The following is a 25,638-nucleotide window of genomic DNA, read 5'->3' on the forward strand; positions in this document are numbered from 1 at the left end:
GATCTTGACCGGGACTTGCGCAAGCAGCGGCCAGGGCCGGGTGAACCCTCGTGACCGCCTGTCGCGGCCGGCTCTTCTGGACGAGAGCCGGCCGCGACAGGCGGTCAGACGAATACCAACATTTAGGACCTACAATGACCGTAGCAAACATCAGAAACATGCAAGATCTCTACGACAATCTCGATGGGCTGGGCTACTCGCCCTCGGTCGTCAATCAGATCCGGCCGCGCATCCTTGAATGCCCGAAGTACTACAACCGGCCACTTTGCCAGATCGACGCGGATTACGACGCCTTCGTGGAGCGCTGGGGCACGGGGCATGTCGCGGCCCTGGCGTCCGGCTTCAAGTCCCGCGAACACTTCGTCGAGTGGCGCAAGCGCGTGCGCGGCGCGCTATCCCGCGTCCATGTGAAACCGGCAAAGGGCGCGCCGATCCTCGCCGAATGGCAAGCGGTCCTTGCTTCCGTCGCAGCGCATAGTGGCCCTAAGAAGCGTCTCGGCCCGCATCGGGAGCATGGTGTGAAGATCCTGGCAGAATGCGCCTCGGCGGCCGGCCTGAGGCCACAGGACTTGACGGATGAGGCGATCACCCGGATCGCGACTCCGTTGAAGACAAAGGCGCGCAGAACCTTCAAGCGGGGGATCGACACGATGAACGATCTGTTCGACCACTCCGACATCATTGCGCCGCTCCGTTCCGGCTTTCCCGAGGCACCATTGGCGCAGCCGGATCGCGTCAAGTCGGTGCCGAGCACGCGCCGCCGAGGCGGCCCCAATGCTTCGTCCAAATTCTGGGATCCTTTCGATGCGTTCGTCGCACGCAAGCGCGGCAAAGACCACCTGGGACGCCCCGTGCCCGCCGAGGAGAGCGAATTCAAGCCACGCACAGCGCAGACCTACGAGAACGCTCTCAACAATGCCACGGGCGTTCTTGAGCGAGCCGGAATTCTCCTGCCGGGAGACGAACTCACGCTGCGAGATCTCTGCAGCCTCGAGACGATCACGCAGATGTCGGACCTCTGGCAACTACGAATGCTGGACGGTGAAGTCGACAAGGAGGCCGCGACGCTCCACCTGACGGTTGAACGCCTGTCTCATATTGCGGTCTATTCGAAATATCTCGGCAAGAAAGACCGGAAAAAGCTGCAGAAGTTGCGTGACAAGGTGCGCAAGAAGGCGAAGCGGCGCGGGCGCATGTCCGCGCCACGGGAAGCCTGGATCAAGGCTTTCTCGCGCAGCACACCGCAGCAGCTGGCCGTGCATGGCATGCCGGAGGCGCTCATGCGCGAGGCCCAGAAAATTCTCGATGACTGGGACCGCCTCAAAAAGGCCAAGAAGCACAAGGTCCGCATGCGCGCCCTGCATCTCGGTATCGCAGCGGTGCAATCCGCAATCCTGTTCAGGGGTTCGGCGGTAAGGGCCTCGAACCTTCGCGGCCTTCCGTTCCGTGGTGAGGATGCGCAACTTTTTCTCGGCCAGGGCGAGGAAGACGTGCGCCTTTCGATCCCGGCCGCGCTGGTCAAGAACGGCGTCGAGATCGAGGCCGACTTCGACGACGACGCCCGGTCGGTCATCGACTGGTATCTGCGCGAAATCCGGCCGCGTCTTATCGAAGATCATCCGTATGGTCACAACCTCGCGGACAGTGACTGGCTGTTTCCATCAAAATGCGCAGACCGCCCCATGGAAGAAACCACGTTCGCGGATCACTACCGGGTTGGCGTCGAGGCCGTCGGGCTCGACATGACTCTGCATCAGTCACGCCACATCACCGTGTACTTCATCCTGGATGAGGATCCGAGCGCGCTCGCGCTCGCCGCCGCGGTTCTCGGCGACGATGTCAGCACAGTGGAAGCGCATTACGCATGGATGGATGGCGTGAAAGCCGTCATCGAAGGTCGAAAATTGCTTCAGGAGTCGCGCAAGAAAGCGCGGAAACACGTCAAAGGAGGGCGCTGAGATGAGCATATCCAAAGATCCGCAGGACTGGTTTGGCGCGTCGCGCCTCAATGGGCTATCCGAGCCGGACCGGGCCCGCCTCGCGCGCTGGACGGCGCATTTGGCCGCGCACGGTGTCAAGGCACCGCGCGCGGAGGATTTCCGGAGCTTCGGAAAACTCTCCACCCTCGAACGTCTGCGGCGTGTACTGGGACTGGTAGCTCCGGAGCAATGTGGTCCGCTGCGCCACGTGATTTCGGAGCTGGGGCGGGCTAAGCGAGCAGGACGGTCACAAGCGACAGGCGCCCCTCGAGGGCCGGATCTTGTGCTCGCAATCCCACGAGATGACCTGCGAGCCGACTGGCACGCAACGCTCGACGACATGCGGGATCGCGCGAAGCGGCGCGATGCCGGTCTCTTGCTCCTGTCCGGCCCGACACCGCCGGCCTCGAGCATGATCGGTGATATCGAATACGTGCTCCGCGCGGTATCAAAGGCTTGCATCGGGGCTGGCCGGTCCCCCACGCTCGACAAGCAGGCAATCCTGTCCTGGCTCGCTCGAGAGGACGCGCGCGGCCGCCGTGGGACCGGACTTGCCTTGCAGCTTCGCCTGATCGCCGGCTTTCTCGCGTATCGCGGAGAGAAGAAGAAACTGATCACCAGGCTCGAAAGTCTCGCCGGAGACTATGCACGGCGAGGAAGGAAACTGCGGAAGCGGAAATTCCAATGGCTGGATCAGCATGGTACGACGATTGGTGAGGTCTGGGACATCGCCGAGGCCCTCCGCGAGGAGAGCCTGCAGGCCCCGGCCGGTACGGCCCGGCGATATCGTCTTGCGCTGCACGCCGCCGTACTTGCGCTTTCGGTCAACATGCCGCTCCGGATCGGCGATCTGCACCGCCTCCGCATCGGTCACGAGATCTGCCGATCAAACACGGGCTGGTCGGTTCAGACGCGGCTGAGCAAGACGGATTTAGAGTACGACCTGCCTGCGCTCTGGCCGGAATCAACACCGTTTCTCGATGCGCTTCTTACACTGGAGGCTGCCGGTGGTGCCCTGTGGCCGGAATACGATAGACGCCGTGGCACGCCGCTCTTCTCCGAGACCGGCGGTGACACAGCGCTGACCGCGGACTGGATATCCGATGTCTTCTACGAGCATGTCGGCACCGGTCAGCACATCATGCGCACGATCTGGCATCAGCTCGCATATGAGAGCGATCGCGACCTGACCTGGATGTCGCTGGCCTTGTGCGGTCAGACGGGCGCGCGCACGAAGCGCGAATACCGTGAGCGCAACGCCCTTGGTCGCACCGTGCGGGCCGGACGGCAGAGCCTCAAGGGACGCCGCAAGCAGGCGTTGCTCGAGGCTCGGCTCGCCGACTGCAAGATGCGGGATCAGAGCCCGAGCGGGACACACTGAGGCATGACCCAACCACCGGGCGCGCGCCCTTGAATGAGGGCGCGCCCGGCCGGTTGGGCGATCTGAAAAAGCTTGTCGGGGACGCCTTGCGCGACGCCGATCGCCAAGCGTGACGGATCTCCACGATCGGAAAGATCAGGCCACACGACAAGAATCGCGCCCTTTCGCAGCGGGGATATCTGACGCGGCTCATCCCGAGTTCGCGCATCACAGAGAGTGAGTATCCCGATGAAACACGAGCCGAATATCAATTCCCTGCTGCGGAATACGAAGATTGCCGATGCGTTCCGGCGCTGGCTTTGCGAAGACGGCGACACCCTGGTCGCCGCGGCCGACTTGCTCGGCGGTCCGAATTGGGCGAGGCGCGCCAGCACCGTCGTCACCTGCGCTCGGAATGGCGGCGATCTGCATACGCACCGGCAGACACTTGCGCGTCTTGCCAAGCTTCTGCGTCTCGAGTTCGTCGATGACCTTTCACGACCCGAGGCAGCACGATTTGTCGCTCTTCACCCCGACGACCCACGTGCCACAGATGCCATGGTTTGTGCGGACGCGGTCTTAAAAGGCAGGCGAGCGTTGGAAGCTCTTTGGCTTGCCGGCATTCCAGGCCACGGTCATGGTGAGGAGGTGCAGTGATGGAGATTGCGAACACTCCCGGTCTCACCACCGCGCGCTTGCAGGCAGAGTTGGCAGCTCAATGGCTGAACTTGATCCGCTTTGAAAATCATCATGGTGCGCCCACATTCTCGCCAAGCATGTGCTACTACCATGCCATGCTCGACCCCGAGGCCGGGGACTCTGCGCGGCTGGAGGCGTGCCGGGCCATGCTGCTCTGCATCCGGCGGCGCCTCCCGATCGAGGACTTCAAGGGCCTTGCGAAATTCAAGGAAGAGCGACCGAAGGATCCGTACGGCAAGGCGTGGAAAACGACACGGTTGGGTGCCGAGTTGTGGATGATCGCACATCTTCTCGAGATCGCGATCAGCGGACTCGAAGAGGGTTGCCGATAAGTCGGAGTAACCGGGGCCGCCATCAGGCGGCCCCGGTTTCTTGTATGCTGACATCAGCCGCGCAAAGCGACCTTCGCTCGAAACGGTTTTTGTCCGGAAAGCGGTTTGACTTGGCCTCTACCATGGCTTTGAGGATCTCGAGAGAGGTCATCGTCAACCGTGTCGTCGCCCGAACCACCTGAACGTCCTCGGTGACGACAGGTTTTTCAGGGGCCCACATTACAGGCTCAAGCGTTGCCCCATGGTTATTCTTCGATTCTGCCTCTTGTCGATGCTACCTTGCCTTTTTCGGCCTCACACTCTTGGTGCGCCTGCGTTCGACTGAAAGGGGGCGCGGCTGTCGCGTGCTCTCGTAGACAGGTTCGGGCGTGATATCTCCTGCACGGCTGAGATGTTCATGAAGGCGTGCTTGCGAATTTTTGCCAATGCGGCCCAGGCGGCGATGCAGCAAGTTTGTATCCGTCTCCGGCACAAGGAAACGCCGTCGCAAATTGAAACGTGTCGGAATGTCGAGCTGGGCCTCGGCCAGTTCCACCGATCCCGAAATCGCGAGTTCATTTGGTGCGGGTCTGGAGGTTTCCAGCGGACAGCCCCAGGCAATATCGAGAAATTTTCGGTTGCCGAGAGTACGCGTGGCGACGATCAACCCAGGACGCCCGGTTGACGAGGTGATATCGCCGCGACGGTTCGGGAGTGCGCAGACAACCAGATCTCCCACGACGAGGTCGACCGGGCGGCAGTCCTGGTCCGGAATGTTCGGTTCGGCATCGATCATAAAATCTTTTTCGGTTTTCTGCTGTCCTGCCAAGGTTTTGCGGTTCGCAGAGGGGGTATATAGTGGTTTGTCGTCGACCAGAATCAGCAGGTGCTCGAGTGCAGCCGTCGCCTCTTCGCTCGCCGGCATGGTGAGGGAATATTGCCGGCTGAGCGAAATGATCGAGGCGGCAACGTCCTTTTCCCCGAGAGGCGCACATCCGTTCCACGGATATGCCGAGGGGGCTTTTCGGCCCGAGACGGATGCTTCGAACACGATCTCGTCGGTTTCCGCGTCGCGTAGCAGGACGGCGGAGACTTCCCGGCGATCGGTCAACGCCACGTCGACATCCAGCGCCGTCTGCAGGGCGGTCGTGTTGCCTGTAATGACCGGGAAGCCAAACCGCCGGTCGACGCCGACCTCGATCCCGTAGTCGACAGTATCGAGCACGTCTTTGAGTTCCAGCAGGCCATGGTCGGAATAATGCCGGTCGATGGTTGTGCCCTCGAGGTGACCGAGGATCCGCTGACGCGTGCCGGTATCGATGCCCAGGCCCATGAGCTTGGAGGACAGCGTACGCCGCATGGCGTAGATGTCCTCACGTGCGTCGTGGAGCTTTAGCGTCGTCAAGAGGTTCCGCAGGCGATCGCCGAAGATCTGTGATCGCCGGCCGTGGCTCTTGTCAGGCTGGATCTCCGGGAAGAGCCAGCTCTCGCCTGCCTTCTTTTTCGCGACGACCCATTCCCGGAACCCCAGCTTGAGAAGGATCTGCGGGATCGGCAAAATACGCCGAGATTGTTCGTTTTTCAGGTATGCATCTTCTTCCTCTCCAAGGAAGATGCAGAGGATGCCGTCGCGGCGAACGATGTCCGACACGGCGGCCTGGAGGATCTCTTCTGGGCGTACGCCCATCGTGATCATAACCAGGGGAACCCAGTAGATTGCATCCCGGATGATATATCTTTTGCGCGCTGTCGCCTTGCGGCTGCGCTGCTTGGGCGAAGAGGTGCCAAGATAAATCGGCGAGCGGAACAGGCGTGATACGTGCTCAAGCGACCAAGACATGCGCCGCTTCGGGCGCGATACCCGTGTCGGGAGTTTGCAGTCGGTCTTCTGGGACTTGTGCCATGCCTGTAGCCGTTTCTTGAGTTGGGAATGTGATGGAACGACGCGATCCTCATCATCGACATCGCGGCCGACGCGTTTCGTTCCGAGCGCGGCGCGGAAGATGCGATTGAGCATGTCGCGCTGGACGAAAAGGTAGCCATCAGTCAACCGCGGGATGAGTTCCTGTACCAGCCGACGGCGCTTGTCGGGTATCGATAATGTGTCGAGGCTGGTGATCTCTTCAAGGAGCTTGGCGTCTTTTGTATCGGCTTCGCGGATTTCCTGAAGCGGACACAAATCCCGTCCTGCATGACCATGGCGATTACGTCCGTGGGCTTTGCCCCAGCCTTTCGGTAGCATCCAGACGGTGAACAGAAACTCGAAAGATTGCTCGAGCACAATCGATGAGACAGGTATGTCTTCGAAGTACGAGATGGCGAGTTTCCCGACGACACGGATCTTATTCTCGACGTCACGAGGGGCCTCTTTGCAGGCTTTCTCGACCGCGTCCGAAAGCAACATGGGGGGCTTCATGCTGTCCCGGGACGGGGCCAGTCCGTGGTCCAGAAGGAGCTCACGGCCGACATGCAGTGGATCATCGAAGTCCCGCTCCACGCAGGCGTTCAACTCGTTCAGCCGCCGCATGAGAAAGAGTACTTGCCGGGCAACCGCAGGGGCCTCGATGGCGTCTGTGCCGAGGCCGTTTTGCCGCGCGATCTCTCCCGCGAATGCCGCGGCCACCGACCAGTCCCGGGTTCGCTGGGCGTCCCGGATACGATCGGTCTCAGCTTCGAGCCGGTCGAGATAGGCGTCGGCGCCCTCGATGGGTGGCGCACTCTCCTGGCGGGCGATCATGCCACCGACGGCCGAGCGAACCATTTCTTTGAGCATCGATTGAACCCTGGCCTCGCAGACCGGGCTGTTCTGAAGTTCGCTGAGCACGTTTCTCTCTCCTGCCTCTATCGCGGACAGCAGGTCGGCCGACCGCTTTACCGCTTCGGCGAGGACGTGCGTACGAAGTGATACCGACAGAAATGCAGGCGCGCCGAAACGCCGAATTTTTTCGGGCCAGCGCCGCCGGAAGTAGAAGATCCCGTTTCTGAGAACGAGGTGAAGCCCCCATTTTCTCGACGGTTCCCGCGCTCCACACCGCGTGCGATGTGAACCAGTTTGTGAACCACCGCGACGTGGAGACGGGAGGCTGGCCGCTTGATCAACGGCTATCCCATTGGGAGGTATGGAGTTTTTTGAGGTCATTGGCTGGGGTGGTAGGATTCGAACCTACGGTACACGGTACCAAAAACCGCTGCCTTACCACTTGGCTACACCCCAACGGTGACGCGCGTATTACTCTGGTCGGTGCGGCTGTTCAAGCCCGGATTGGCAGAAATTCGCGCCTTTTGTGCCGGTCATGCGATCGGGCAGGGTTACTCGAGGATTTCGTCGGCGGCGACGCCCCAGATCGTCTCTTTCGGGGTCCAGCCCTCGTAGCCTGCAACCTCAAGCCGGCACCAGCCTGGGGTGCAGGTTTCGATGCGGGCGATGACGCCGATTTCAAGCCGTGCGATCACGATGGCGTTGGGATCGGGCTGGGCGTGCAGTTCCAGCATGTCCTGTTCGGCGATGGCGGTGCGCACGCCTGACAGGAGCGAATAATGCACCCAGCCGCCGGCGCCGTCACGGTCGCGCACGCGGCGCCAGTGGCCGTGCTCTGCGGTGATCTCGAGGGGAGTGTCCTCGTGCTTGAAGACCCAGTCGATGCGATGCGTCAGGCTCGGGCCCCGGCGGACATTGGCCTCGGCGGCCTTCATCGAGACGAAGCGTGGCAGCGGAAGGTTGGTGACCGGCCCGCGCTCATCTGCCCGGGCGGGCAGGGCGGCGGCCAGACCGGCGATGACACAGGCGAAAAGTCCCGGGGCCATCCCCGGAAACGTCGATTTAAGCGACATGCTCGAATTCCTGCTCTTCAATGCCATTGGGGTTCTTGTGCCCCGCTGTTTCATGGGCCAGTCTGGCACCATCGCGCGGTCATTGGAAGTCAAAGGAGGAGCTCCATGCCATCTGCCCGTCTGAGTGTTGTCGTAACGCGACGCTTGCCCGAGCCGGTGGAGCGCCGGATGCAGGAGCTGTTCGACGTGCGCCTGCGCGAGAGCGATACGCCGATGTCGCGTGAGGAACTGGTCGAGGCGGTGGCGTCGGCCGATGTTCTGGTGCCGACGATCACCGACCGGATCGACGCCGGCCTGATTTCCCAGGCCGGCGAGCGGTTGAAGCTGATCGCCAATTACGGCGCCGGGGTCGACCATATCGACGTGCACACGGCGCGCCAGCGGGGGATCCTGGTGTCGAACACGCCGGGCGTTCTGACCGACGACACGGCCGACATGACCATGGCGCTGATCCTGGCCGTTCTACGCCGCATCCCCGAGGGGCTGGCCCTGATGCAGTCGGGCGAGTGGCACGGCTGGTCGCCCACCGCACTGCTTGGCGGGCGCGTGGCCGGGCGGCGGCTGGGCATCCTCGGCATGGGCCGGATCGGGCAGGCGGTGGCCCGCCGGGCGTCGGCCTTCGGCATGCAGATCCATTATCACAACCGGCATCGCCTGCGCGAGGAGACCGAAGAAGATCTGGGCGCGCGGTACTGGGAAAGCCTTGACCAGATGGTCGCGCGGATGGACGTGATGTCGATCAACTGCCCGCACACGCCCTCGACCTTCCACCTGATGAACGCACGGCGGCTGAAGCTGATGAAGCCCGACTCGGTGATCGTGAACACGTCGCGGGGCGAGGTGATCGACGAGAACGCCCTGACGAGAATGCTGCGGGCCGGCGAAATCGCCGGAGCCGGGCTCGATGTCTTCGAGCACGGGACCGAGATCAATCCGCGCCTGCGGGAGCTGAAAAACGTGGTGCTGCTGCCGCATATGGGCTCGGCCACGAACGAGGGTCGGATGGAGATGGGCGAGAAGGTGCTCTTGAACATCAAGACCTTCGACGACGGCCACCGCCCGCCAGATCAGGTGGTGCCGGCGATGCTTTGAAGGAGGAACGGCGCCACGAGGGCGCCGTTCTTTGTTTGCTCAGAGGGTGATGATGGTGGAGCCGGTGGTTTCGCGGGCTTCCAGCGCGCGGTGGGCCTCGGCGATGTCCTCGAGCGCGAAACGCTGCCCGATATTCACCTTCACGTCGCCGCTTTCCACCTTCTCGAACAGGTGCTTGGCCATCGCCTGGCAGCGGTCGTGATCGGCCAGGAAGGTAAAGAGCGTGGTGCGCGTCATCTTGAGCGAGCCCTTCGAGGCCAGCGTCAGCAGGCTGACCGGCTCGACCGGGCCGGAGGCATTGCCGAAGGACATCATCATGCCCAGCGGTTTGAGGCAGTCGAGCGAGGCGTCGAACGTGTCCTTGCCGACGCCGTCCATCACGACATCAACGCCCTTGTCGCCGGTGATTTTCTTGACCTCGGGCACGAAATCCGTCTCGCGGTAGTTGATGCAGTGGCTGGCGCCCATTTCCAGCGCGAGCTTGCACTTCGCGTCGGTTCCGGCCGTGCCGATCAACTCGATCCCTTCCGAGCGCGCCCACTGGCAGGCGAGCAGGCCCACGCCCCCGGCGGCCGCGTGGAAGAGCACGGTCTGGCCTTTCTCGAGCGGCCAGGTGCGGTGGAAGAGGTATTCCACGGTCATGCCCTGCAGCATGATCGAGGCCGCTTCCTCGAAGGAAATGCCATCTGGCAGGGGGCACACCTGTGCGGCAGGCATGACGCGCACGTCGCAATAGGCGCCGGGTGGTACGGCGGCATAGGCGGCGCGGTCGCCTTCCTTGAGATGGGTGACGCCTTCGCCCACGGCCTCGACGATGCCGGCCGCCTCCATGCCGAGGGCATGGGGCAGGGGTAGCGGGTAGAGCCCGGTGCGCTGGTAGACGTCGATGTAGTTCAGTCCGCAGGCCTTGTGGCGGATGCGAATCTCGCCCGGGCCGGGTTCGCCCACCTCGACCTCGACGAGTTTCATTTTTTCCGGGCCGCCGGCCTCTTCGATAATGACGCTGCGTGACATGGGCGCTTCCTTGTCTGGTTGCGGGGATTTGGGGGCATTACTGCACGGATTGGCCCGCGGGCTCAACAAGGATGACGCCGATGGCCGTCGCGACGGACGTTGGTGGAAATTGCCCGGCGAAGCGCGTGCCGAGGCTCGGTGTGCGGTATGTTACATTGTGGAAAGTCCCGCCCGATCAGAAATTTAGCAGCTTTCCACGACAGGCCGTGGCCCTTGATCAAATTGGTTGACAACACTGGACGATCGAGGCGGTCGTCGGGTACCGATGTCGGCATGGTACCCTTCTGTGGCAGGTGATTTTTTGAACGCATTTGAGTATCAGGATTATCTCGTGTTTCTCGCGGGCGGGATTTTCTGCCTGGGGTATCTGATCATCAACCAGGTCTTCCTGCGGATCATGGGCCTGATCGGCATGGGCCTTTACATTCTCTACTACGCCATCGCCGCGGAAACGCCGCTCTGGTCGGCGATCTGGGTCAGCGTGGCCATGGTGATCACCAACCTGATCGGGCTTTTCAGCCTTTGGCTGCGCTCGTCACCGCTTTCGATCCCGCGGCGGTACCGGGATATCTATGCGCATTTCGACATCCTGCCGCCCGGTGATTTCCGAAAGCTGATGCGGGCCGCCAGGCGCGGTGAACGGCCGATGGGGTACGAGCTGACGCAGGTCGGTAACCCGGTCGATACGCTCACCTTCGTCATCAATGGCGGCGCGGACGTGCTGAAAAGCGGTCAGACATTTTCATTGCCGGACGGCATTTTCGTGGGCGAGATCGCCTATCTCACCGGGCACGCGGCGTCGGCGACGGTCGTGCTGACCGGGAAGAGCGACGTGCTGGAGTGGAACATTCCCGCCCTGCGGCGCCAGGCGGCGCGGGACGTTCAGTTTCGCCTTGCGCTCGATGCCATGATTTCGCTCGACCTGGCCGGCAAGGTGGCGCGCGGCGGCTCACCCGTGCAGGTTTAGGGCCGCCGGTGCGGGGTGGGGCGCGCAAACGCGGCGCATTTCCGCATGTGAAGAACTGTGCGGTTGCCAAGACCCGTGAACGTGCCGTTAGCTATGGTCAAACCCCGACACGGTGCGCGGGGATGAAGGGCGCTTGGCCTGGTCTCTGGCGCCCGGCCAGATAACATTTCGACAGGAGGTTCCATGCCCCGTTTTGCCCTTTCCCTGATTTTCTGTGCGCTTCCCGTGCTGGCGATGGCCCAGCAGGCCGCCGACACGGTAGCCCCGGAAGAAGCCGGCGCGGGGCTGGTGGCGACGTCCGAGGCGTCGGCCAGGGCGCTCGAGGCGAAAGAGGCCGGTCGCCCGACCGAGGCGCAGGACTGGATGGTCGCCGCCGCCAACCCGCTGGCGGTCGAGGCCGGGGCAAAGGTGCTGGAGGAGGGCGGTACCGCGGCGGACGCGATGATCGCGGTACAGGCCGTGCTGGGGCTTGTGGAGCCGCAGAGCTCGGGGCTTGGCGGCGGGGCGTTTCTTGTCTGGTATGACGGAGAAAGCGGCGACGTCACCACGCTCGACGGGCGGGAGACGGCACCGCTGGCGGCGACGCCGCGGCTGTTTCAGGACGAGGATGGCGAGCCGCTGGACTTCTTCGATGCCGTGGTTGGCGGCCGCTCGGTTGGCGTGCCGGGTACGCCCGCCCTGCTGAAGGCGGCGCATGAGCGGTGGGGACAATCCGAGTGGTCCGGTCTTTTCGACGCGGCGATCGGGCTGGCCGATGAGGGGTTCGCGGTGTCGCCCCGGCTGTCGACCATGGTGGCGGGCGATGCCATCCGCCTGACACGGTTTGCGGGAACGCGCGACTATTTCTTCCCCGAAGGCAAGCTGCCCGAGGTGGGGCAGGTGCTGAAGAACCCGGCCTATGCAGAGAGCCTGCGCCTGCTGGCGAGCGAGGGGCCGGCGCCGTTTTACACCGGCGATATTGCCAAGGACATCGTGAAGACCGTGCGGGAAGCGCCGGGGAACCCGGGTGTGATGGCGGAGATCGACCTTGCCATCTACGGCGTTAAGGAGCGTGACCCTGTTTGTGCACCCTATCGCGGCTACGAGGTCTGCGGTATGGGCCCGCCGTCTTCCGGCGCGCTGACGGTGGGGCAGATCCTGGGGCTTCTGGCGCCCTATGACATTGCCACGATGGGGGCGGAGAGCCCCGAGGCATGGCGGTTGATCGGCGATGCCAGCCGGCTGGCCTTTGCCGATCGGGGCCGGTACATGGCCGATACCGATTTCGTGCCGGTGCCGGTCGAAGGGCTGGTCGACCCGGATTACCTGTCGAAGCGGGCGGAATTGCTGAAAGGCGAGGCGGCCCTGGAGGCCGTAGAGGCCGGGGAGCCCGAGTATGATCACGCGCTCAACTGGGCCGATGATGCCTCGATCGAGTTTCCGTCGACCTCGCATATCTCGATTGTCGACAAGTACGGCAACGCGCTTTCCATGACGACAACCATCGAGAACGGGTTTGGCTCTCGCCTGATGGTGCGGGGGTTCCTTCTGAACAACGAACTGACCGACTTCTCCTTCCGCAGCCACGAGGATGGGCGGCCCATCGCCAACCGGGTGGAGCCCGGCAAGCGGCCGCGGTCATCCATGTCGCCGACCATCGTGCTGAAGGACGGCAAGCCGGTGCTGATCGTGGGCTCGCCCGGGGGCAGCCGGATCATCGGCTATGTCGCCAAGACGATCATCGCCCATCTCGACTGGGGGATGGACGTGCAGGAAGCGGTTGCCCTGCCGCACCTCGTGAACCGGTTCGGTACCTATGACGTGGAAGGCGGGCTGGTGAGCGAAGACCTGGCGACATCGCTGGCGGGCATGGGGTTCGAGGTGAACCGGCGGCTGCTGACCTCGGGGCTGCACGCAATCTCGCTGCACGAGGGCGGGATGAAGGGCGGGGCCGACCCGCGCCGGGAAGGGGTGGCCCTGGGCAAGTAGCCGGGTCATTCCGCTTGGGTGTGGTACGCCACCCAATCGCCGCTGCTGATCCCGATTTCCGCCCCAATCGGATGCCATCACTCCGCCACCGAAAAGTCAGCGGAGCATGCTACATGGTCAATATCTACGGTATCGGGTTCGCCTGCGCGGCCGCCACCTTCGCGGTGGGCGCGGATTACGTCGTCCAGGCGAAGGCGAACGGGTATGCGCCGGGCGCCTATGCTTTCTCGGATTATGTCGGCGAGTATAACGCCCGCCTTGGCGAGACGGTCAGCGCCTTCAAGACGGCCCGCCGGCAGTCGGAAGCCGCGCATGTCCACCTGCCCGAGGCGCCCAAAGGTTGGGTCCGGCAGGAATGGGAAGACCCGCATGCGGATTCCGACGAGGCCCTGGCCGGGCTGCCGCTGATCACGCAGATGGCTCTCAAGGATGAACTCAAGAAGGCGGCGCAGGTCGCGTTGTTCAATACTTGGGATTACGTGCGGGGCGATGAGATGATTCGCTTGTCAGCCCGGTATATCGGCAATGATTCCCCCGAGCGGGGGATCGTCTCCTTGGGGCATCTAGTTTCGGAATCTTATTACGGGGAAGCAGGCCCCAGGTATCAACCCTATGCTGTGGTGCAGGGCGTGCCCTATTTCGAAGTCACGGGGCCGGAAAAGCAGGGTGGCGCCCAGTTGGCGCTCGAGGCGTTCCTTGGCGATGACATCATCCTCGGCGTGGCCGCCAATGCAGAGCCGGCGACGGTGCGCGCCTTCCTTGAGCGCATCGATTACGACGGCTTGAACCTGATGCTTGATGAGCCACTGGCGGGCGTCGGGAGCAATGCCCCCAAGCTGACGGAGGAGCAGGAGCTCGCGCTCGGGACAGCGGCGGCAGAGGCCCGATATGAAGGGGAGATGCTTGCCACGGCTGTGAAAGAGAGCACGACCGGGGCGGAGCCCGAGCCTGCGAAACCGGCCGCCTCTGTGGTTAAACTCAACGGGGGCCAAGCGCTTGGGGAACGCGCATCAAATGGCGGTGTGAGCCGCCTGCAACTGTCCGGCGGACGGTCCTGCCTGGGGGCGGCGAGCGGGGCGTTCTGCGACTGACATACGCCATTTCCTGACATGCATACGCCGCCCGGGGTCCGACCGCCCCGGGCGGCGTCGGTTTTAAGCCTGTTTATGTCGGCTGAAACCGCCGTCGCCATACAGGAATGGTACATATGCGCCAACGCATGCACGAAGGAGTCGCAGCCCATGAAAACGCAAGTCAAAGCCCTGGTCGTCGGCGGCGGCGCCGTTGGCACCTCGATTGCCTATCACCTGGCCAAGGCCGGGTGGGATGACGTGATGCTGGTCGAGCGCGACGAGCTGACCTCGGGCTCGACCTGGCACGCCGCCGGGCTGCTGCCACTCTTCAACATGTCCTATGCGACGACCCACATCCACAAATACTCGGTCGACTTCTACAAGACCCTGGAAGAGGAAACCGGGCTGAACGCCGGGTTCGCCGTGGTCGGCAACCTGCGCATGGCACAGACGCAGGAGCGGATGGACGAGTACATGCTCTATGCCTCGACCGCCGAGACCTGTGGTGTGTCTTATGAATTCCTGAGCCCCGACGAGATCAAGGCGCGCTGGCCGCTGATCAACACCGAGGACCTGGCCGGCGCGATCTATCACCAGACCGACGGTTACATTAACCCCGCCGACGTAACCATGGCGATGGCCAAGGGCGCCCGTCAGCGCGGCGTGATGATCGAGCGCAAGTGGCAGGCCGACAAGTTCGAGTGGATGGGCGACCACTGGGACGTTACGCTCACGAAGATGGTCGAGAAGGGCGGCAATCTCGTGCCTGGCGAAGAGCAGACGGTGATCAGCGCAGAGCACGTGGTGACCGCGAGCGGGAACCACGCGCAGCGCACCGCTAAGCTTCTGGGAATCAAGATGCCGGCCATTCCGGTCGAGCACCAGTTCATCGTGACCGATGCCGACCCAGCGCTGCAGAAATATCGCGCAGAGGGCAATGGCGAGCATCCGGTCATTCGCGACGCCGACGCGCAATCCTACGTGCGGGAAGAGCGGGGCGGCTGGATCCTGGGCGTCTACGAGAAGAACGCGCCGGCCTGCTTTGAATATGGCGTGCCCGACAGCTTCCGCGCCGACCTCTTCCCGCTCGACCTCGAGCGGATCGAAGAGCAGTACATGGCGATGATCCACCGCATGCCGTCGAGCGAGGAATGCGGGTTGAAGGACGATTTCAATGGCCCGATCTGCTATACGCCGGATGGCAACCCGCTGGTCGGCCCGGCGCCGGGCCTGCGCAACATGTGGCTGGCCGAGGGGTTCAGCTTCGGCATCACGGCGGCGGGCGGCACGGGCTATTACCTGGCGCAGATGATGGTCGATGGCGAGGCCGAGATCGACATGGCTTCGCTCGACCCCAAGCGGTATTCGTCGAACTGGATGACCACCGAGTTCGCGGCGCGCAAGAACGAAGAGTGCTACGATCACGTCTACATCCTGCACCACCCCGACGAGGAACGCCCGGCCTGCCGGCCGCTGCGGACGGTGCCGGCCTATGACCGCCAGAAAGCGCGGGGCGCGCAGTTCGGCTTCGTCAACGGCTGGGAGCGCCCGAACTATTTCGGCCCGCTCGATGCGCCGGACAATTTCGACCACGATGCGCGCAGCTTCCGCCGGGGCGAATGGTGGCAGTATGCCGTCGAGGAGGCCAAGGCGATCCGCGAGGGCGTTGGCCTGATCGACGCGTCGGCCTTCAGCAAGCATATCGTCAAGGGCGCGGGGGCGACCGCCTTCCTCGACTGGTTCACCTGCAACAAGCTGCCCAAGGTGGGGCGGATCAACCTGACCTACGCGCTGACCGCGAACGGCACGACGCGCACCGAGTACACGATCGTGCGGCTGGAAGAGGACAAGTATTACCTCGTTTCGGCCGGGGCGTGGACGGAGTACGATGCGGATTTCCTGAAGAAGGGGATCGAGGACAAGGAGTCCGAGTTCGGCCGGATCGACCTGCAGGACGTGACCAGCCAGTGGGGTGTGTTCGCCATTGCCGGGCCCAAGTCGCGCGACGTGCTCAATGAAGTGATCAAGGATGCCGACCCGGCCACCGCCCTGTCGAACAAGCGCTTCCCGTGGCTGTCGGCGCGGCCGATCGAGCTGGGCATGTGCCCGGTGAACGCGATCCGCGTGGCCTATACCGGCGAGCTGGGCTGGGAGCTGCACCACCCGATGGAGATGCAGAACTACCTGTTCGACCTGCTGGAAAAGGCCGGTGAGAAGCATGGCATGAAGCTGGTCGGGGCGCGGGCGCAGAACTGGCTGCGGCAGGAGAAATCCTATCGTGCCTTCGGCAACGAGCTGGGCCGGGATGCGACGCCGCTGGAGGCCGACCTGCCGCGCTTTGTCGATCTCGACAAGGAGTTTCACGGCAAGGCCAAGCTGGTCGAGACCGGCGTGCGGGTGAAGTGCTGCACCGTGCTGATCGACGGGCCGGAGGATGCCGACCCGTGGGGCCGCGAGGTGCTTTACACCGAGGATGGCACCCGCGTGGGCCGCTTGACCTCGGGCGGGTATTCGGTTCATTTCGGGAAGTCCATCGGCATGGGCTACGTCAAGCCCGAGCAGGCGGTGGAAGGCACGAAGCTGAAGGTCAAGATGCAGGACAAGCTGTGGGATGCCGTGGTGACCTGTGACAGCCCCTACGATCCAAAGAACGAGGTGATCCGCAAGGATGCATAAACCCGGCCGCCATCGGTACTTTCTAGCCCCGGTGGCGGCGGCGCTTTGTTTTGCGCTCGCGTTCTTTTATCCCCTCAACCCCCTGTCCAAGGGGGCGGAAGACTATGCAAGCAGGGTCGCGGCGGCGAGCGCCGTGACCTATGTTTCCCTGCGCACGCTCAACGCATTTCTGTCGACCGCGCAGGAGGCCGAGGTGGGGCTGTCGGTCGGGGCGTCGGCCTCGGTGCAGCCGCTCAAGACGCTGGAACCGATCGACGACACGATAGAACGGATCGCGGGTGTGGTGTTCGCGATGATGATGGTCTCCGGCGTGCTGTCGGTCGCCATGGGGCCGGTGGGGGCCATCGGGTTCGCGATGAGCGGGTTTGGCCTGCTGGCCATGATGCTCGTGACGAGAATGCGGGTCGGGCGGAAGCTGTTGCTGTACGGGGCATTCTTTGCGCTGGCCCTGCCAGTGTCCTACTGGCTGTCCGGGGCGCTGGCCGACGTGATGACGGAGCGGACATGGACCGAGAACCAGCGCATCGTCAGCGAGATCATCGACGGCGTCGACGCCGCGCAACCGGAGACGGAAGACGAGGGCTGGCTCTCGGGTTGGTTCGAGCAGGGGGATGCCATCGCCAAATACAGCTCGATGGCGTCGCGTATCGCGTCGGAGGCCGACGTGCTGATCCAGAGCTATATCGAGCTGCTGGCGGTGCTGCTGTTCAACCTGATCCTGCTGCCGATGATCCTGATCGGCGGGGTCTTCGTGTTGTTCCGCTGGGTGGCCAACGACGCGCTGGCGTGAGCGCGGGCTAGAACGCTTCCGGTTTCGCCTCGCGCGCCATGTGGTCGAGCACGGCGTTGACGAACTTGGGCTCGCGCCCTTCCGGGTAGAAGCTTTTGGCGATGTCGACGAATTCCATGATCACCACCTTGGGCGGCGTGTCGGAGTTGACCATCTCGGCCCCGGCGGCGCGGAAGAGGGCGCGGAGGGTCGGGTCGATGCGGTCGATCTTCCACTTGGCCACGATGGCGCGGTCGGTCATCTGGTCGATCTTCGCCTGCCAGTTCACGGCATCCTCGATCAGCTTGCGGAACAGGTCGATATCGCCATCGGCCATGTCGACGCCTTCGTCCAGCTCGGCGCCGAAGCGGTGAGACAGGAATTCCTGCACCACGGAATTCACGCTTTGCTGCGAGTGCTCCATCTGGAACAGCGCCTGCACGGCATAGAACCGCGCTGCGGAGCGCATGCGCCGCTTCTGGTTGCCGGAAACTGTCTTGACGTCGTCGGTCATGCCTTGGGGGCGTCCTTGTCATGGTCGGAGGGTGTCGTGTCAGGCTCGGGCAGGAATCCCACGCCCTTGCGCCGACCGCCCCACTTACGGCCCAATGCCACCAGATGCAAGGCCGCGGCAGCCGCGCCGGCGCCCTTGTTCATCTGGGTTGGGTCGGCGCGGGCGACGGCCTGGTCGCGGTTCTCGACCGTGAGGATGCCGTTGCCCACGAGCGTGCCTTGCAGGCCCAGAAGCGTGATCCCGCGCGAACTGTCATTGCAGACGGTGTCGTAATGGGTTGTTTCGCCTCGGATGACACAGCCGAGGGCGACATAGCCGTCGAACTTGGCCATACGATCGGCCATGCCGATGGCGGTGGGAATTTCCAGCGCGCCGGGCACCTCGACGATCTCGTGGGTGCCGCCGCTGGCCTCGATCTCGGCCGTGGCGCCGGCGATCAACATGTCGGCGATATCGCGGTAGAAGGGCGCCACCACGATCAGGATCTTGACCGGGTCGCCGAACGTCGCGCGGGGCAGGGTGTATTCGGTTCCGGCCATCAGGTCTTTCCTTGGCTGAGGGGCTGGGTGCCCACGATCGTGATCCCGTAGGCGTCGAGGCCGAGGTAGCGGGTGTCGCGGTTGTCGGACAGCAGGATCAGCTCGTGCAGGCCCATGGTCGACATGATCTGTGCGCCAAGCCCGGTCTGCTTGATGGTGCGGGGGCCTTCGTCTTCCTCGATCTCGCTGGCGAGCTTGGGGCGGGGCTGCCGGAAGAGAAAGATGGCGCCGCGGCCCTCCTCGGCGATGATGTCCATCGCGCGGGGCAGCTTGCCGGCAGGGCGGCCCCTGGCCGCGGAAAGGCCGATGCCCAGCACGTCTTCCAGCGCGTTGAGGGCGTGGGTGCGGGCCAGGACGGGCTTGCCGTCGTAGATGTCGCCCTTGGTCAGCACCACGTGTTCCGTGCCGGTGATCTGGTCGGCGAAGATAAGCATTTCCCACTCGCCACCATGCGACGAGGTCACCGTGTCGCGCCGAACCTCGCGCACGAGGTTGTCGTGCTTGTGGCGATAGGCGATGAGGTCGGAGATCGTGCCGATCCTGAGGCCGTGCGCCTTGGCAAATTCGACGAGGTCGGGGAGGCGGGCCATCGTCCCGTCAGCCTTCATGATCTCGCAGATCACCCCCGAAGGATGCAGGCCGGCGAGCCGCGAGATGTCGACCGCCGCCTCGGTGTGACCGGCGCGCACCAGCACGCCGCCGTTGCGGGCGCGCAAGGGGAAGACGTGGCCGGGCGTGGCGATCTGAGTCGACGTGTTCTGATCGTTGATGGCCGTGGCGATAGTATGGGCGCGGTCCGCGGCGGAAATGCCGGTCGTCACCCCCTCGCGCGCCTCGATCGAGACGGTGAAGGCGGTTTCGTGCCGCGAGGAGTTGTTGACGGCCATCATCGGAAGGCTGAGCCGGTCGATCCGTTCGGCGGTCATCGGCAGGCAGATCAGGCCGCGGCCATGGGTGGCCATGAAGTTGATCACCTCGGGCGTGGCGAATTCGGCGGCGACGACGAGGTCGCCCTCGTTCTCGCGGTCTTCGTGGTCGACGAGAATGAACATCTCGCCCTTTCGCGCGGCGGCGATGATCTCCTCGGTGGACGAAATCGCGCTTTCGAATTCGCTTTCGACCGGTCCGGGTTTTTCAAAGGCTTGGATTTCGGACATACGTCTCCCCTGGGGGCGGTGCAGGACTGCCAGATAGCGCAGGGCAGGGCCAATGGCCAGAGCCGATTCACGTGGCAGAATTGCGCTTTCCCGGGGAAAACGCCTGTCGAACCCTGCACGCGCCCTTGAGTGCCGGGCGTGGTGTGTTACACTTTAGGGCGCACCTCGAAAAGGAGTCGCAACGTCATGCCCAAGCTTATCCGCCTGTATATCAAGAATGTCGCCATCGGCTTCGGTCTTGCAGGGGTTTTCGTGGGGATGCTGCTCTGGTTCAACATCGCAAACCTCTGGCACCTGATCAGCACGTCCGACAAGGGCTGGATTGCGCTGTTCGTGCTATGGGTCTCGAACGGGGTGATTTTCGCCGGCGTCCAGTTCGGCATCGCCGTGATGCGGATGAAGGATGACGACGACGATGACGGCCCCGGCGGCGGTTTGCGCCAGCATGTCGGCATGCGCCGCGAGCACGCGACGATTCCGGTGCGGGTCGATCAGGGCAGCCGGGCGTTCTGGGAAAAACGCTGAGGCGCTTGGGAAAGCCGAAAATCCTCTCGATGCCGCGCGGTCCTGCCGACGCGGCATTTTCTTTGTGCGGGTGATATCGGGCTTCTTGGGAGTTCGGTGTGACGGGCCCGCACGCAACCGTTTGGTTATCTCATTCCCGAGGACCTGCATGTACAGGTGGGCGCCGGTATAACCGAACCAGGGCTCGGACAGAGCCAGCTCCCTCGGAATTATTTAAGGCCACCGGAATGCAACCGTTCACGAGAAGGGCAGCACCCGTCACGCATCATAGGTAAGCCGGGGCAGGGCCGAGAGCAAGGGGTCTGTCACTCTTCTTCCGTCACGAATCCGTAGGCGCGGAGCTGTTCGGGCAGGAGCACGTAGATTTCGTCGGGCGGGGTGGCCAGCGCGTGGGTCATGACCATCGGGTCGATGCCCATGTCGTCGAGGTAGACCATCACCTCGCCTTGTCCGGCCTGGATGTCTTCGACCGCGAATGACGCCGGCAGGATCGAGCTTTTGCCGAAGTAATGCTGGTGCACGCCGACCTGGGCGCGGTCGTCGATCTGCCGTTCGCTGCCGCCGACCAGGACATAGGGGCAGGCCGACAGGCAGAATTCGCCGGCCAGCATCTGCGTGTTGATGCCCTGGTCGCGCAAGTGACGGCCCAGCTGCAGCGCGTCCTGAACGGACCCGCCGGGGGATTGAAGGACCAGTGTTTCGGGTGTTGGCGTGGTCTCCGACAGCAGTTTCTCGACCCTGGCGCCGTCGCCTTCGGCGATGGCCCCTTCGAGCCTGTAGGTGGCTCCCTCGATCTGGGTCAGCATCAGCCGTTCCGGCAGTTGCCCGGGGTCGCGGGCCGGCTGTGTTGGCGGGCGGTCGCGCTCGGGCCGGTAGGTGCGGCGCTGGTCGCCGGGGCGCACCGGTTCGGTCAGGCGCGGGGTGTCGGGCCCCTGGCCCGGGAGGGACAGGCGCCCAAGCTGGACGTCACCCAGCACCAGCATCGCCCCGATGCCAACCTGAAAGATCAGGATCGCGGTCAGGATGCGGGCAACGCCGTTCGGTTTTTTCCTTTTTTCCTCGGGCTTCGGCGGCTCTTCCGTGGTCATGACGAGCTGCCCGTGATGCGCTTGATCTTGTTGCCATCGGCGTCACGCGGCCGGGAGTCTTCAGTGTGCTCCATCGCGGCATCGACCTCTTTCGCGGCGGCGAGCGCCGCGCGCAGTTCGGCCAGCGTCAGGTTGTCTTCAACGGTCGTCCCGTCGCGGCCGCTGCGGATCGCCGACTGGGTGATGGCGAGGATCAGCACAAGGACGGCAGGCAGAAGGTCGATGGCGATGGCCCCGGCCCAGGACGGCACGAAATTGCGGGCATAGAGGATCACCGCATCGGCGGCGGAGATGGGCGTGTAGGTGACCTCGGGGGCGGAGGGGAGGTTGGCCACCTCCTGTGCCGCGCCTTCCAGCGTCGCGGCGCGTTGGCCCAGCACTTCGAGGACCGAGGTGATCGTGGATGACTGGCTGTCGCGGCTTTCCGCGGTACTGCCGTCGAGCTCGGGCAGAACGACGGAGGCGGCAAGGTCCTGCGCTGCGCGTTCGACGAGGGGGGCCACCGTCAGTTGCCGCATCTGCGTGATCAAGCCCTGAAGCCGCACGGCCAGTTCAGAGAATTCGATGGAGCGCGCCTCGACCGGCCCGGGTTCGACCGTCAGGGCGCGCATCCGGCTGAGGATCTGGTTGCCTTCGGTGAAGGCGCTGTCGACCAAGGGCGTCTGCTCGGCGATCTGGGTTTCCAGTGCAGACAGCTCTGCCGCCTTTTGCCGGAGCACCCGGAACACGGCGCCACGCCCGGCAAGGCCCGAGAGGTTGCCGGTGGCTTCCTGTTCGCTGAGATCCTCGAAAGACTGGCGTACGCGGGCCACGTCGCGTTCCAGCGCCTGGCCGGTCAGGGCCACCTCGTGCGCACGTTCAAGGCTTGCCTGGTAGTCCTGCACGGTCTTGGCAAGGTGTTGTTCGACGGCCGCGGACCCGGCCAGCGCGGCCGCGTTGAGCCAGCTCGACATGGCGACGATGGCAAGCGAGCCGAGCCCCATGGCCCCGAGGAGACCAAGCCGCGCCTGGCGCGAGTTCACGGCCGGGAACAGCCGCAGGAGGTAGGACCAGAAAACGAAGATGCCTACCGAGACCGCCACGGAATAGGCGATCGCGGCGAAGGCCGACATCGCGCCGGTGTCATCCAGCAGCGAGGAGACGCCGAGATAGGTGTAGATGCCGGACGCCACGGCCAGAACGCCGAGCGCCGTGCCCGAGAAGGTGTTGAGCCAGTCCACGTGCCCCTCGAGTTCGCGCGCATAGCGCACACCCCGGCTGCGGGCGGATTCAGGCGAAGGATGGGACATGTCGGGGCGCTTTCGGTTGGGCGTGGACGGGGTGGGCCACATAAGAAGTATGAATTGGATAGTGCAAACATCAAGCGGGCGGCACACGACCTCGCTGGGCTGTGAAGAAGGGCTTGCCAATGTTCACGTATTGTTCATACATTGAGGCCATGAGCCACGCCGTGATCCCGCCCGATACACTGATGCCCGGCCAGTTGCTGGCCCGTGGTGTCTGTCGCCACCTGGCTGGTCACGACTTCGTCTGCGTCGAGGAATTCACGCCCGAGCGCGGGCGCAGGGTCGATGTGATGGCGCTGGGGCCAAAGGGCGAGATCTGGGTGATCGAGTGCAAATCCTCGCGCGCCGATTTCATGTCGGACGGGAAGTGGGAAGGCTATCTCGACTGGTGCGACCGGTATTTCTGGGCGGTCGACGAGGCGTTTCCGTCCGAGCTTCTGCCGGCGGACACAGGTCTGATCATGGCTGACGCCTATGATGCCGAGATCATCCGCATGGCACCGGAGGACAAGCTGCCGGCGGCGCGGCGCACCGCGCTGACCCGAAGGTTTGCCCGGCATGCGGCGCGGCGGCTTCAGGCCCTGCGCGACCCGGTTCTATGAGCCCCGCTTGTCGGCGGCCTTGGCGGCCGACATGATCTCCTCGGCGATCTCGCGCGCTTCGTCGGGGTCGAAATCCATGGGGATTTCAACGCCGTCCGCCTCGACGTAAATGCGGACCATGCCCTGATCGGTCGGCCCGATCTGCAGGTTCGCCTCGATGTTCCGTTCGGTGTTGATGCCCATGATGCCCTCCTGAAAAAGCGCTCTGCAGGTATATCGTTCCGTCTTGAAAGACAAGCCTGCAATGGGTTTGGTTGTTCCATGGAAACGATAGAGATCCGCGAGTTCACCGCTGCCGACGCAGATTGGGTCGTCGCCCGGCACGGCGTGCTTTACGCACAGGAGGCCGGATTCGACGCCAGTTTCGAGGCGCTGGTGGCCGAGATCGTGGCGAGTTTCGCGACCTCGCACGATCCCGCCCGTGAGCGGGGGTGGATTGCCGAGCGCGCGGGGCGGCGGGTTGGATGCATTTTCTGTGTCCGACTGGATGCGACGACGGCCAAGCTGCGGTTGTTCCTGGTCGAGCCGGAGACCCGCGGCACCGGATTGGGCAGGCGGCTCCTGGACACCTGCCTCGGGTTTGCGAAGCACTGCGGTTACGCGCGCCTGTCGCTCTGGACCCATGAAAGCCACCGCGCCGCCTGTGCGCTATACAAGGCGCGGGGGTTTGCCTGCGAATCCTCCCACCCCGTGCATTCCTTCGGGCAGGACCTGATCGAGCAAAGCTGGACGATCGACCTGTAGGCCGACCCCGATTTCCCTTGTTCTGCACGCGCCTGCATTTGGCGGGGCGGGGCGGAAATTATTGACCAATGGATTTACGTAACGTCAAGATGGGTCGAGGGGCGGGCCCCCGTCGTGCAATGGGCGCGTCGGATGTTGGCCGTCAGGGGGAGACGGGGAAATGGTCACATTACAGGGTGCGCACGCACGTGCGCTCACAGGCGTATCCACGTTGGCATTGCTTGTGCCGGCGGGGGCCTCTGCGGCCGAATGGGAGATCTCGGTCGGCGGCTACATGGAACAGTACCTCGCCTTCAGCTCTGCCGATATCGGCGGCGCGGCGGATCGCGACGGGGTCGATGCGGCCGTGGGGACGGAGTTTTACTTTCGGCCGAGCATCACCCTCGATAACGGGCTCACGTTCGGCGCGGACCTCAGCTTGGAAGGGTCGGCCTCGACCACCGGGGATGCTGATGGCGGTATCGACGAGGCGTTCGTTTTCGTTCGGGGAAGCTTCGGTGAAATTCTGATCGGTGAGCAGGAGCTGGCGGGGAGCAGGCTGACGCCGCGACCGCCGGGCGCCTATTTTCCTGGGCCGGACGCGAGTATTCTCTCTATCAACTCCGGGTCGATCGGGAATTTCATACCGTTCTCGGGCGCAGTCGGCGGGGTCGAGACGGGCGACGATGTGTACCGAGGCACGCTCGGGTCCAGCTTTGCCTCGATCGCGGGGGGAGATAATCAGCCCAGCATCACCTATTTCACGCCGCGCTTCGCCGGGTTTCAGCTTGGGCTGAGCTATGCGCGTGACAGTTCGTCGAGCCTGACCGGCTCGTCGACCTATACCGACCTGCGAAATATCTTCGATATCGGCGCCAACTACGTGAACAGTTTCGGGGATTTCGATGTCGCGATATCCGCGCGGTGGGGGACTGCGGAGAACAGGTTCGACCCGCGCGCCGACCCGCAGCTCTGGGGCGCCGGTATCAGCGTGGAACGAGGGGGATTCACGATCGGCGGCAGCTGGGCCGAGAGCCGGGGCTCGTCGCGGGCGCGCAATGACGGCGTGGCCTACGAGGTCGGGATCAGCTACGAAACCGGGCCATGGACATTCGCGTTCAGCCATTTTCATGGTCAGAACACGGATAACGAACATATCGGTTTCGGGCCGGAAGAGCGGCTGGAGACGTTTCAGCTTGGGGTCTCCTATGACCTGAACTACGGGGCGACGCGGGTCGAGAGCCCGTTCTCGCTGGCCTGGGCCGACAAGGCCGAGATCTTCGGGTCGATCACGGCGGTCAATTTCGACGAGGATGTGGGCGACCCGGGCTTCGGCACACCCGGCAACGATGTCGATGGCTTCGTGATAGGCACCGGCTTTCGCCTGTCGTTCTGATGGGCCTTGGCGTGCACGGGGACTGATGGGCCGGTCGGATTTTTCAGCCTGTGAAGCGGGCAGGGCGCG

The 25,638-nt window shown here is 63.8% G+C and carries 24 protein-coding genes, 1 tRNA gene and 1 pseudogene; 14 read left to right on the forward strand and 12 right to left on the reverse strand.

The window, feature by feature from the left end; translation table 11 throughout:
- The first annotated feature begins 158 nt into the window (after window positions 1-158).
- The 4 genes from RIdsm_RS09490 to RIdsm_RS09505 all read left to right on the forward strand — a co-directional run bounded on the left by RIdsm_RS09490 (window position 159) and on the right by RIdsm_RS09505 (window position 4,370).
- The gene (locus RIdsm_RS09490; protein ID WP_057813739.1) at window positions 159-1,958 is read left to right on the forward strand and encodes a hypothetical protein; all 1,800 of its coding nucleotides are present in this window, start codon (window positions 159-161) and stop codon (window positions 1,956-1,958) included.
- A 1-nt stretch (window position 1,959) separates the two neighbouring features.
- The gene (locus tag RIdsm_RS09495) at window positions 1,960-3,360 is read left to right on the forward strand and encodes a hypothetical protein (protein ID WP_057813738.1); all 1,401 of its coding nucleotides are present in this window, start codon (window positions 1,960-1,962) and stop codon (window positions 3,358-3,360) included.
- Between the two features lie 228 nt (window positions 3,361-3,588).
- Entirely contained in the window at window positions 3,589-3,996 is a 408-nt protein-coding gene (locus RIdsm_RS09500) for a hypothetical protein (RefSeq protein ID WP_057813736.1), read from the forward strand.
- Window positions 3,996-4,370: a hypothetical protein gene (locus RIdsm_RS09505; RefSeq protein ID WP_057813734.1), complete on the forward strand. Its 375-nt coding sequence runs from the start codon at window positions 3,996-3,998 to the stop codon at window positions 4,368-4,370. The genes RIdsm_RS09500 and RIdsm_RS09505 overlap by 1 nt, the downstream gene beginning before the upstream one ends.
- Window positions 4,371-4,392: 22 nt before the next feature.
- Here the strand turns inward: RIdsm_RS09505 and RIdsm_RS30355 are convergent, their stop codons facing one another.
- The 5 genes and pseudogenes from RIdsm_RS30355 to RIdsm_RS09520 all read right to left on the reverse strand — a co-directional run bounded on the left by RIdsm_RS30355 (window position 4,393) and on the right by RIdsm_RS09520 (window position 8,180).
- Entirely contained in the window at window positions 4,393-4,590 is a 198-nt protein-coding gene (locus RIdsm_RS30355; protein WP_057813733.1) for a hypothetical protein, read from the reverse strand.
- A 54-nt stretch (window positions 4,591-4,644) separates the two neighbouring features.
- On the reverse strand, window positions 4,645-7,173 hold the full coding sequence (locus RIdsm_RS09510) for a tyrosine-type recombinase/integrase (protein ID WP_057813731.1): 2,529 nt from the start codon (window positions 7,171-7,173) through the stop codon (window positions 4,645-4,647).
- Window positions 7,174-7,248: 75 nt separating this feature from the next.
- Window positions 7,249-7,488, reverse strand: a pseudogene (locus tag RIdsm_RS30885) (hypothetical protein); the annotation flags it as partial.
- Window positions 7,489-7,563: transfer RNA gene (locus tag RIdsm_RS09515), tRNA-Gln, on the reverse strand.
- Window positions 7,564-7,658: 95 nt separating this feature from the next.
- Window positions 7,659-8,180, reverse strand: coding sequence for an SH3 domain-containing protein (locus tag RIdsm_RS09520; RefSeq protein WP_057813729.1), 522 nt, complete (start codon window positions 8,178-8,180; stop codon window positions 7,659-7,661).
- A 105-nt stretch (window positions 8,181-8,285) separates the two neighbouring features.
- Here RIdsm_RS09520 and RIdsm_RS09525 point away from each other — a divergent pair, with 105 nt between their 5' ends.
- Window positions 8,286-9,272, forward strand: coding sequence for a 2-hydroxyacid dehydrogenase (locus RIdsm_RS09525; protein ID WP_057813727.1), 987 nt, complete (start codon window positions 8,286-8,288; stop codon window positions 9,270-9,272).
- 39 nt (window positions 9,273-9,311) lie between these two features.
- Here RIdsm_RS09525 and RIdsm_RS09530 read toward each other — a convergent pair whose 3' ends face one another.
- Window positions 9,312-10,286 carry a quinone oxidoreductase family protein gene (locus RIdsm_RS09530; protein WP_057813726.1) on the reverse strand — a complete coding sequence of 325 codons (975 nt, stop codon included), beginning with the start codon at window positions 10,284-10,286 and terminating at the stop codon, window positions 9,312-9,314.
- Window positions 10,287-10,587: 301 nt separating this feature from the next.
- Here RIdsm_RS09530 and RIdsm_RS09535 point away from each other — a divergent pair, with 301 nt between their 5' ends.
- The 5 genes from RIdsm_RS09535 to RIdsm_RS09555 all read left to right on the forward strand — a co-directional run bounded on the left by RIdsm_RS09535 (window position 10,588) and on the right by RIdsm_RS09555 (window position 17,760).
- Window positions 10,588-11,253, forward strand: coding sequence for a cyclic nucleotide-binding domain-containing protein (locus RIdsm_RS09535; protein ID WP_057813724.1), 666 nt, complete (start codon window positions 10,588-10,590; stop codon window positions 11,251-11,253).
- A gap of 183 nt (window positions 11,254-11,436) precedes the next feature.
- Entirely contained in the window at window positions 11,437-13,221 is a 1,785-nt protein-coding gene (ggt, locus tag RIdsm_RS09540) for a gamma-glutamyltransferase (protein WP_057813722.1), read from the forward strand.
- A 113-nt stretch (window positions 13,222-13,334) separates the two neighbouring features.
- Window positions 13,335-14,312, forward strand: a complete 978-nt coding sequence (locus RIdsm_RS09545) for a hypothetical protein (protein WP_057813720.1) — start codon at window positions 13,335-13,337, stop codon at window positions 14,310-14,312.
- Window positions 14,313-14,462: 150 nt separating this feature from the next.
- Window positions 14,463-16,970, forward strand: a complete 2,508-nt coding sequence (locus tag RIdsm_RS09550) for a GcvT family protein (RefSeq protein ID WP_057813718.1) — start codon at window positions 14,463-14,465, stop codon at window positions 16,968-16,970.
- A 133-nt stretch (window positions 16,971-17,103) separates the two neighbouring features.
- Window positions 17,104-17,760: a hypothetical protein gene (locus tag RIdsm_RS09555; protein ID WP_143100413.1), complete on the forward strand. Its 657-nt coding sequence runs from the start codon at window positions 17,104-17,106 to the stop codon at window positions 17,758-17,760.
- Window positions 17,761-17,767: 7 nt separating this feature from the next.
- Here RIdsm_RS09555 and nusB read toward each other — a convergent pair whose 3' ends face one another.
- From nusB to ribB, 3 genes are read right to left on the reverse strand one after another with little or no spacing between them, the layout of a single operon-like run.
- Window positions 17,768-18,253, reverse strand: a complete 486-nt coding sequence (gene nusB / locus RIdsm_RS09560; RefSeq protein WP_057813713.1) for a transcription antitermination factor NusB — start codon at window positions 18,251-18,253, stop codon at window positions 17,768-17,770.
- Window positions 18,250-18,792: a 6,7-dimethyl-8-ribityllumazine synthase gene (locus RIdsm_RS09565; RefSeq protein WP_057813711.1), complete on the reverse strand. Its 543-nt coding sequence runs from the start codon at window positions 18,790-18,792 to the stop codon at window positions 18,250-18,252. The genes nusB and RIdsm_RS09565 overlap by 4 nt, the downstream gene beginning before the upstream one ends.
- The gene (gene ribB / locus RIdsm_RS09570) at window positions 18,792-19,949 is read right to left on the reverse strand and encodes a 3,4-dihydroxy-2-butanone-4-phosphate synthase (RefSeq protein WP_057813709.1); all 1,158 of its coding nucleotides are present in this window, start codon (window positions 19,947-19,949) and stop codon (window positions 18,792-18,794) included. Before ribB ends, RIdsm_RS09565 begins: the two co-directional genes overlap by 1 nt.
- 186 nt (window positions 19,950-20,135) lie before the next feature.
- On the opposite strand from ribB, the gene RIdsm_RS09575 reads away from it, so the two are divergent.
- A complete protein-coding gene (locus RIdsm_RS09575; protein ID WP_057813707.1) occupies window positions 20,136-20,474 on the forward strand; it encodes a hypothetical protein in 339 nt (112 codons plus the stop codon).
- Between the two features lie 305 nt (window positions 20,475-20,779).
- On the opposite strand, the gene RIdsm_RS09580 is transcribed toward RIdsm_RS09575, so the two are convergent.
- Both RIdsm_RS09580 and RIdsm_RS09585 read right to left on the reverse strand, forming a co-directional pair.
- Entirely contained in the window at window positions 20,780-21,562 is a 783-nt protein-coding gene (locus tag RIdsm_RS09580; RefSeq protein WP_057813705.1) for a COG3904 family protein, read from the reverse strand.
- Window positions 21,559-22,851 carry a hypothetical protein gene (locus tag RIdsm_RS09585; protein WP_057813703.1) on the reverse strand — a complete coding sequence of 431 codons (1,293 nt, stop codon included), beginning with the start codon at window positions 22,849-22,851 and terminating at the stop codon, window positions 21,559-21,561. Before RIdsm_RS09585 ends, RIdsm_RS09580 begins: the two co-directional genes overlap by 4 nt.
- Before the next feature lie 149 nt (window positions 22,852-23,000).
- Between RIdsm_RS09585 and RIdsm_RS09590 the strand changes: the two genes are divergently transcribed.
- Window positions 23,001-23,450: an MmcB family DNA repair protein gene (locus RIdsm_RS09590; RefSeq protein ID WP_057814350.1), complete on the forward strand. Its 450-nt coding sequence runs from the start codon at window positions 23,001-23,003 to the stop codon at window positions 23,448-23,450.
- Here the strand turns inward: RIdsm_RS09590 and RIdsm_RS09595 are convergent.
- The gene (locus RIdsm_RS09595; protein WP_057813700.1) at window positions 23,445-23,633 is read right to left on the reverse strand and encodes a DUF6324 family protein; all 189 of its coding nucleotides are present in this window, start codon (window positions 23,631-23,633) and stop codon (window positions 23,445-23,447) included. The two genes, RIdsm_RS09590 and RIdsm_RS09595, sit on opposite strands and share 6 nt — an antisense overlap.
- 78 nt (window positions 23,634-23,711) lie before the next feature.
- On the opposite strand from RIdsm_RS09595, the gene RIdsm_RS09600 reads away from it, so the two are divergent.
- The gene (locus RIdsm_RS09600) at window positions 23,712-24,194 is read left to right on the forward strand and encodes a GNAT family N-acetyltransferase (RefSeq protein ID WP_057813698.1); all 483 of its coding nucleotides are present in this window, start codon (window positions 23,712-23,714) and stop codon (window positions 24,192-24,194) included.
- Window positions 24,195-24,405: 211 nt separating this feature from the next.
- Window positions 24,406-25,569, forward strand: coding sequence for a porin (locus RIdsm_RS09605; protein ID WP_074940063.1), 1,164 nt, complete (start codon window positions 24,406-24,408; stop codon window positions 25,567-25,569).
- The last annotated feature ends 69 nt before the right edge of the window (window positions 25,570-25,638 follow it).

This window comes from Roseovarius indicus (genome assembly GCF_008728195.1).
Classification (GTDB): Bacteria; Pseudomonadota; Alphaproteobacteria; order Rhodobacterales; family Rhodobacteraceae; genus Roseovarius; species Roseovarius indicus.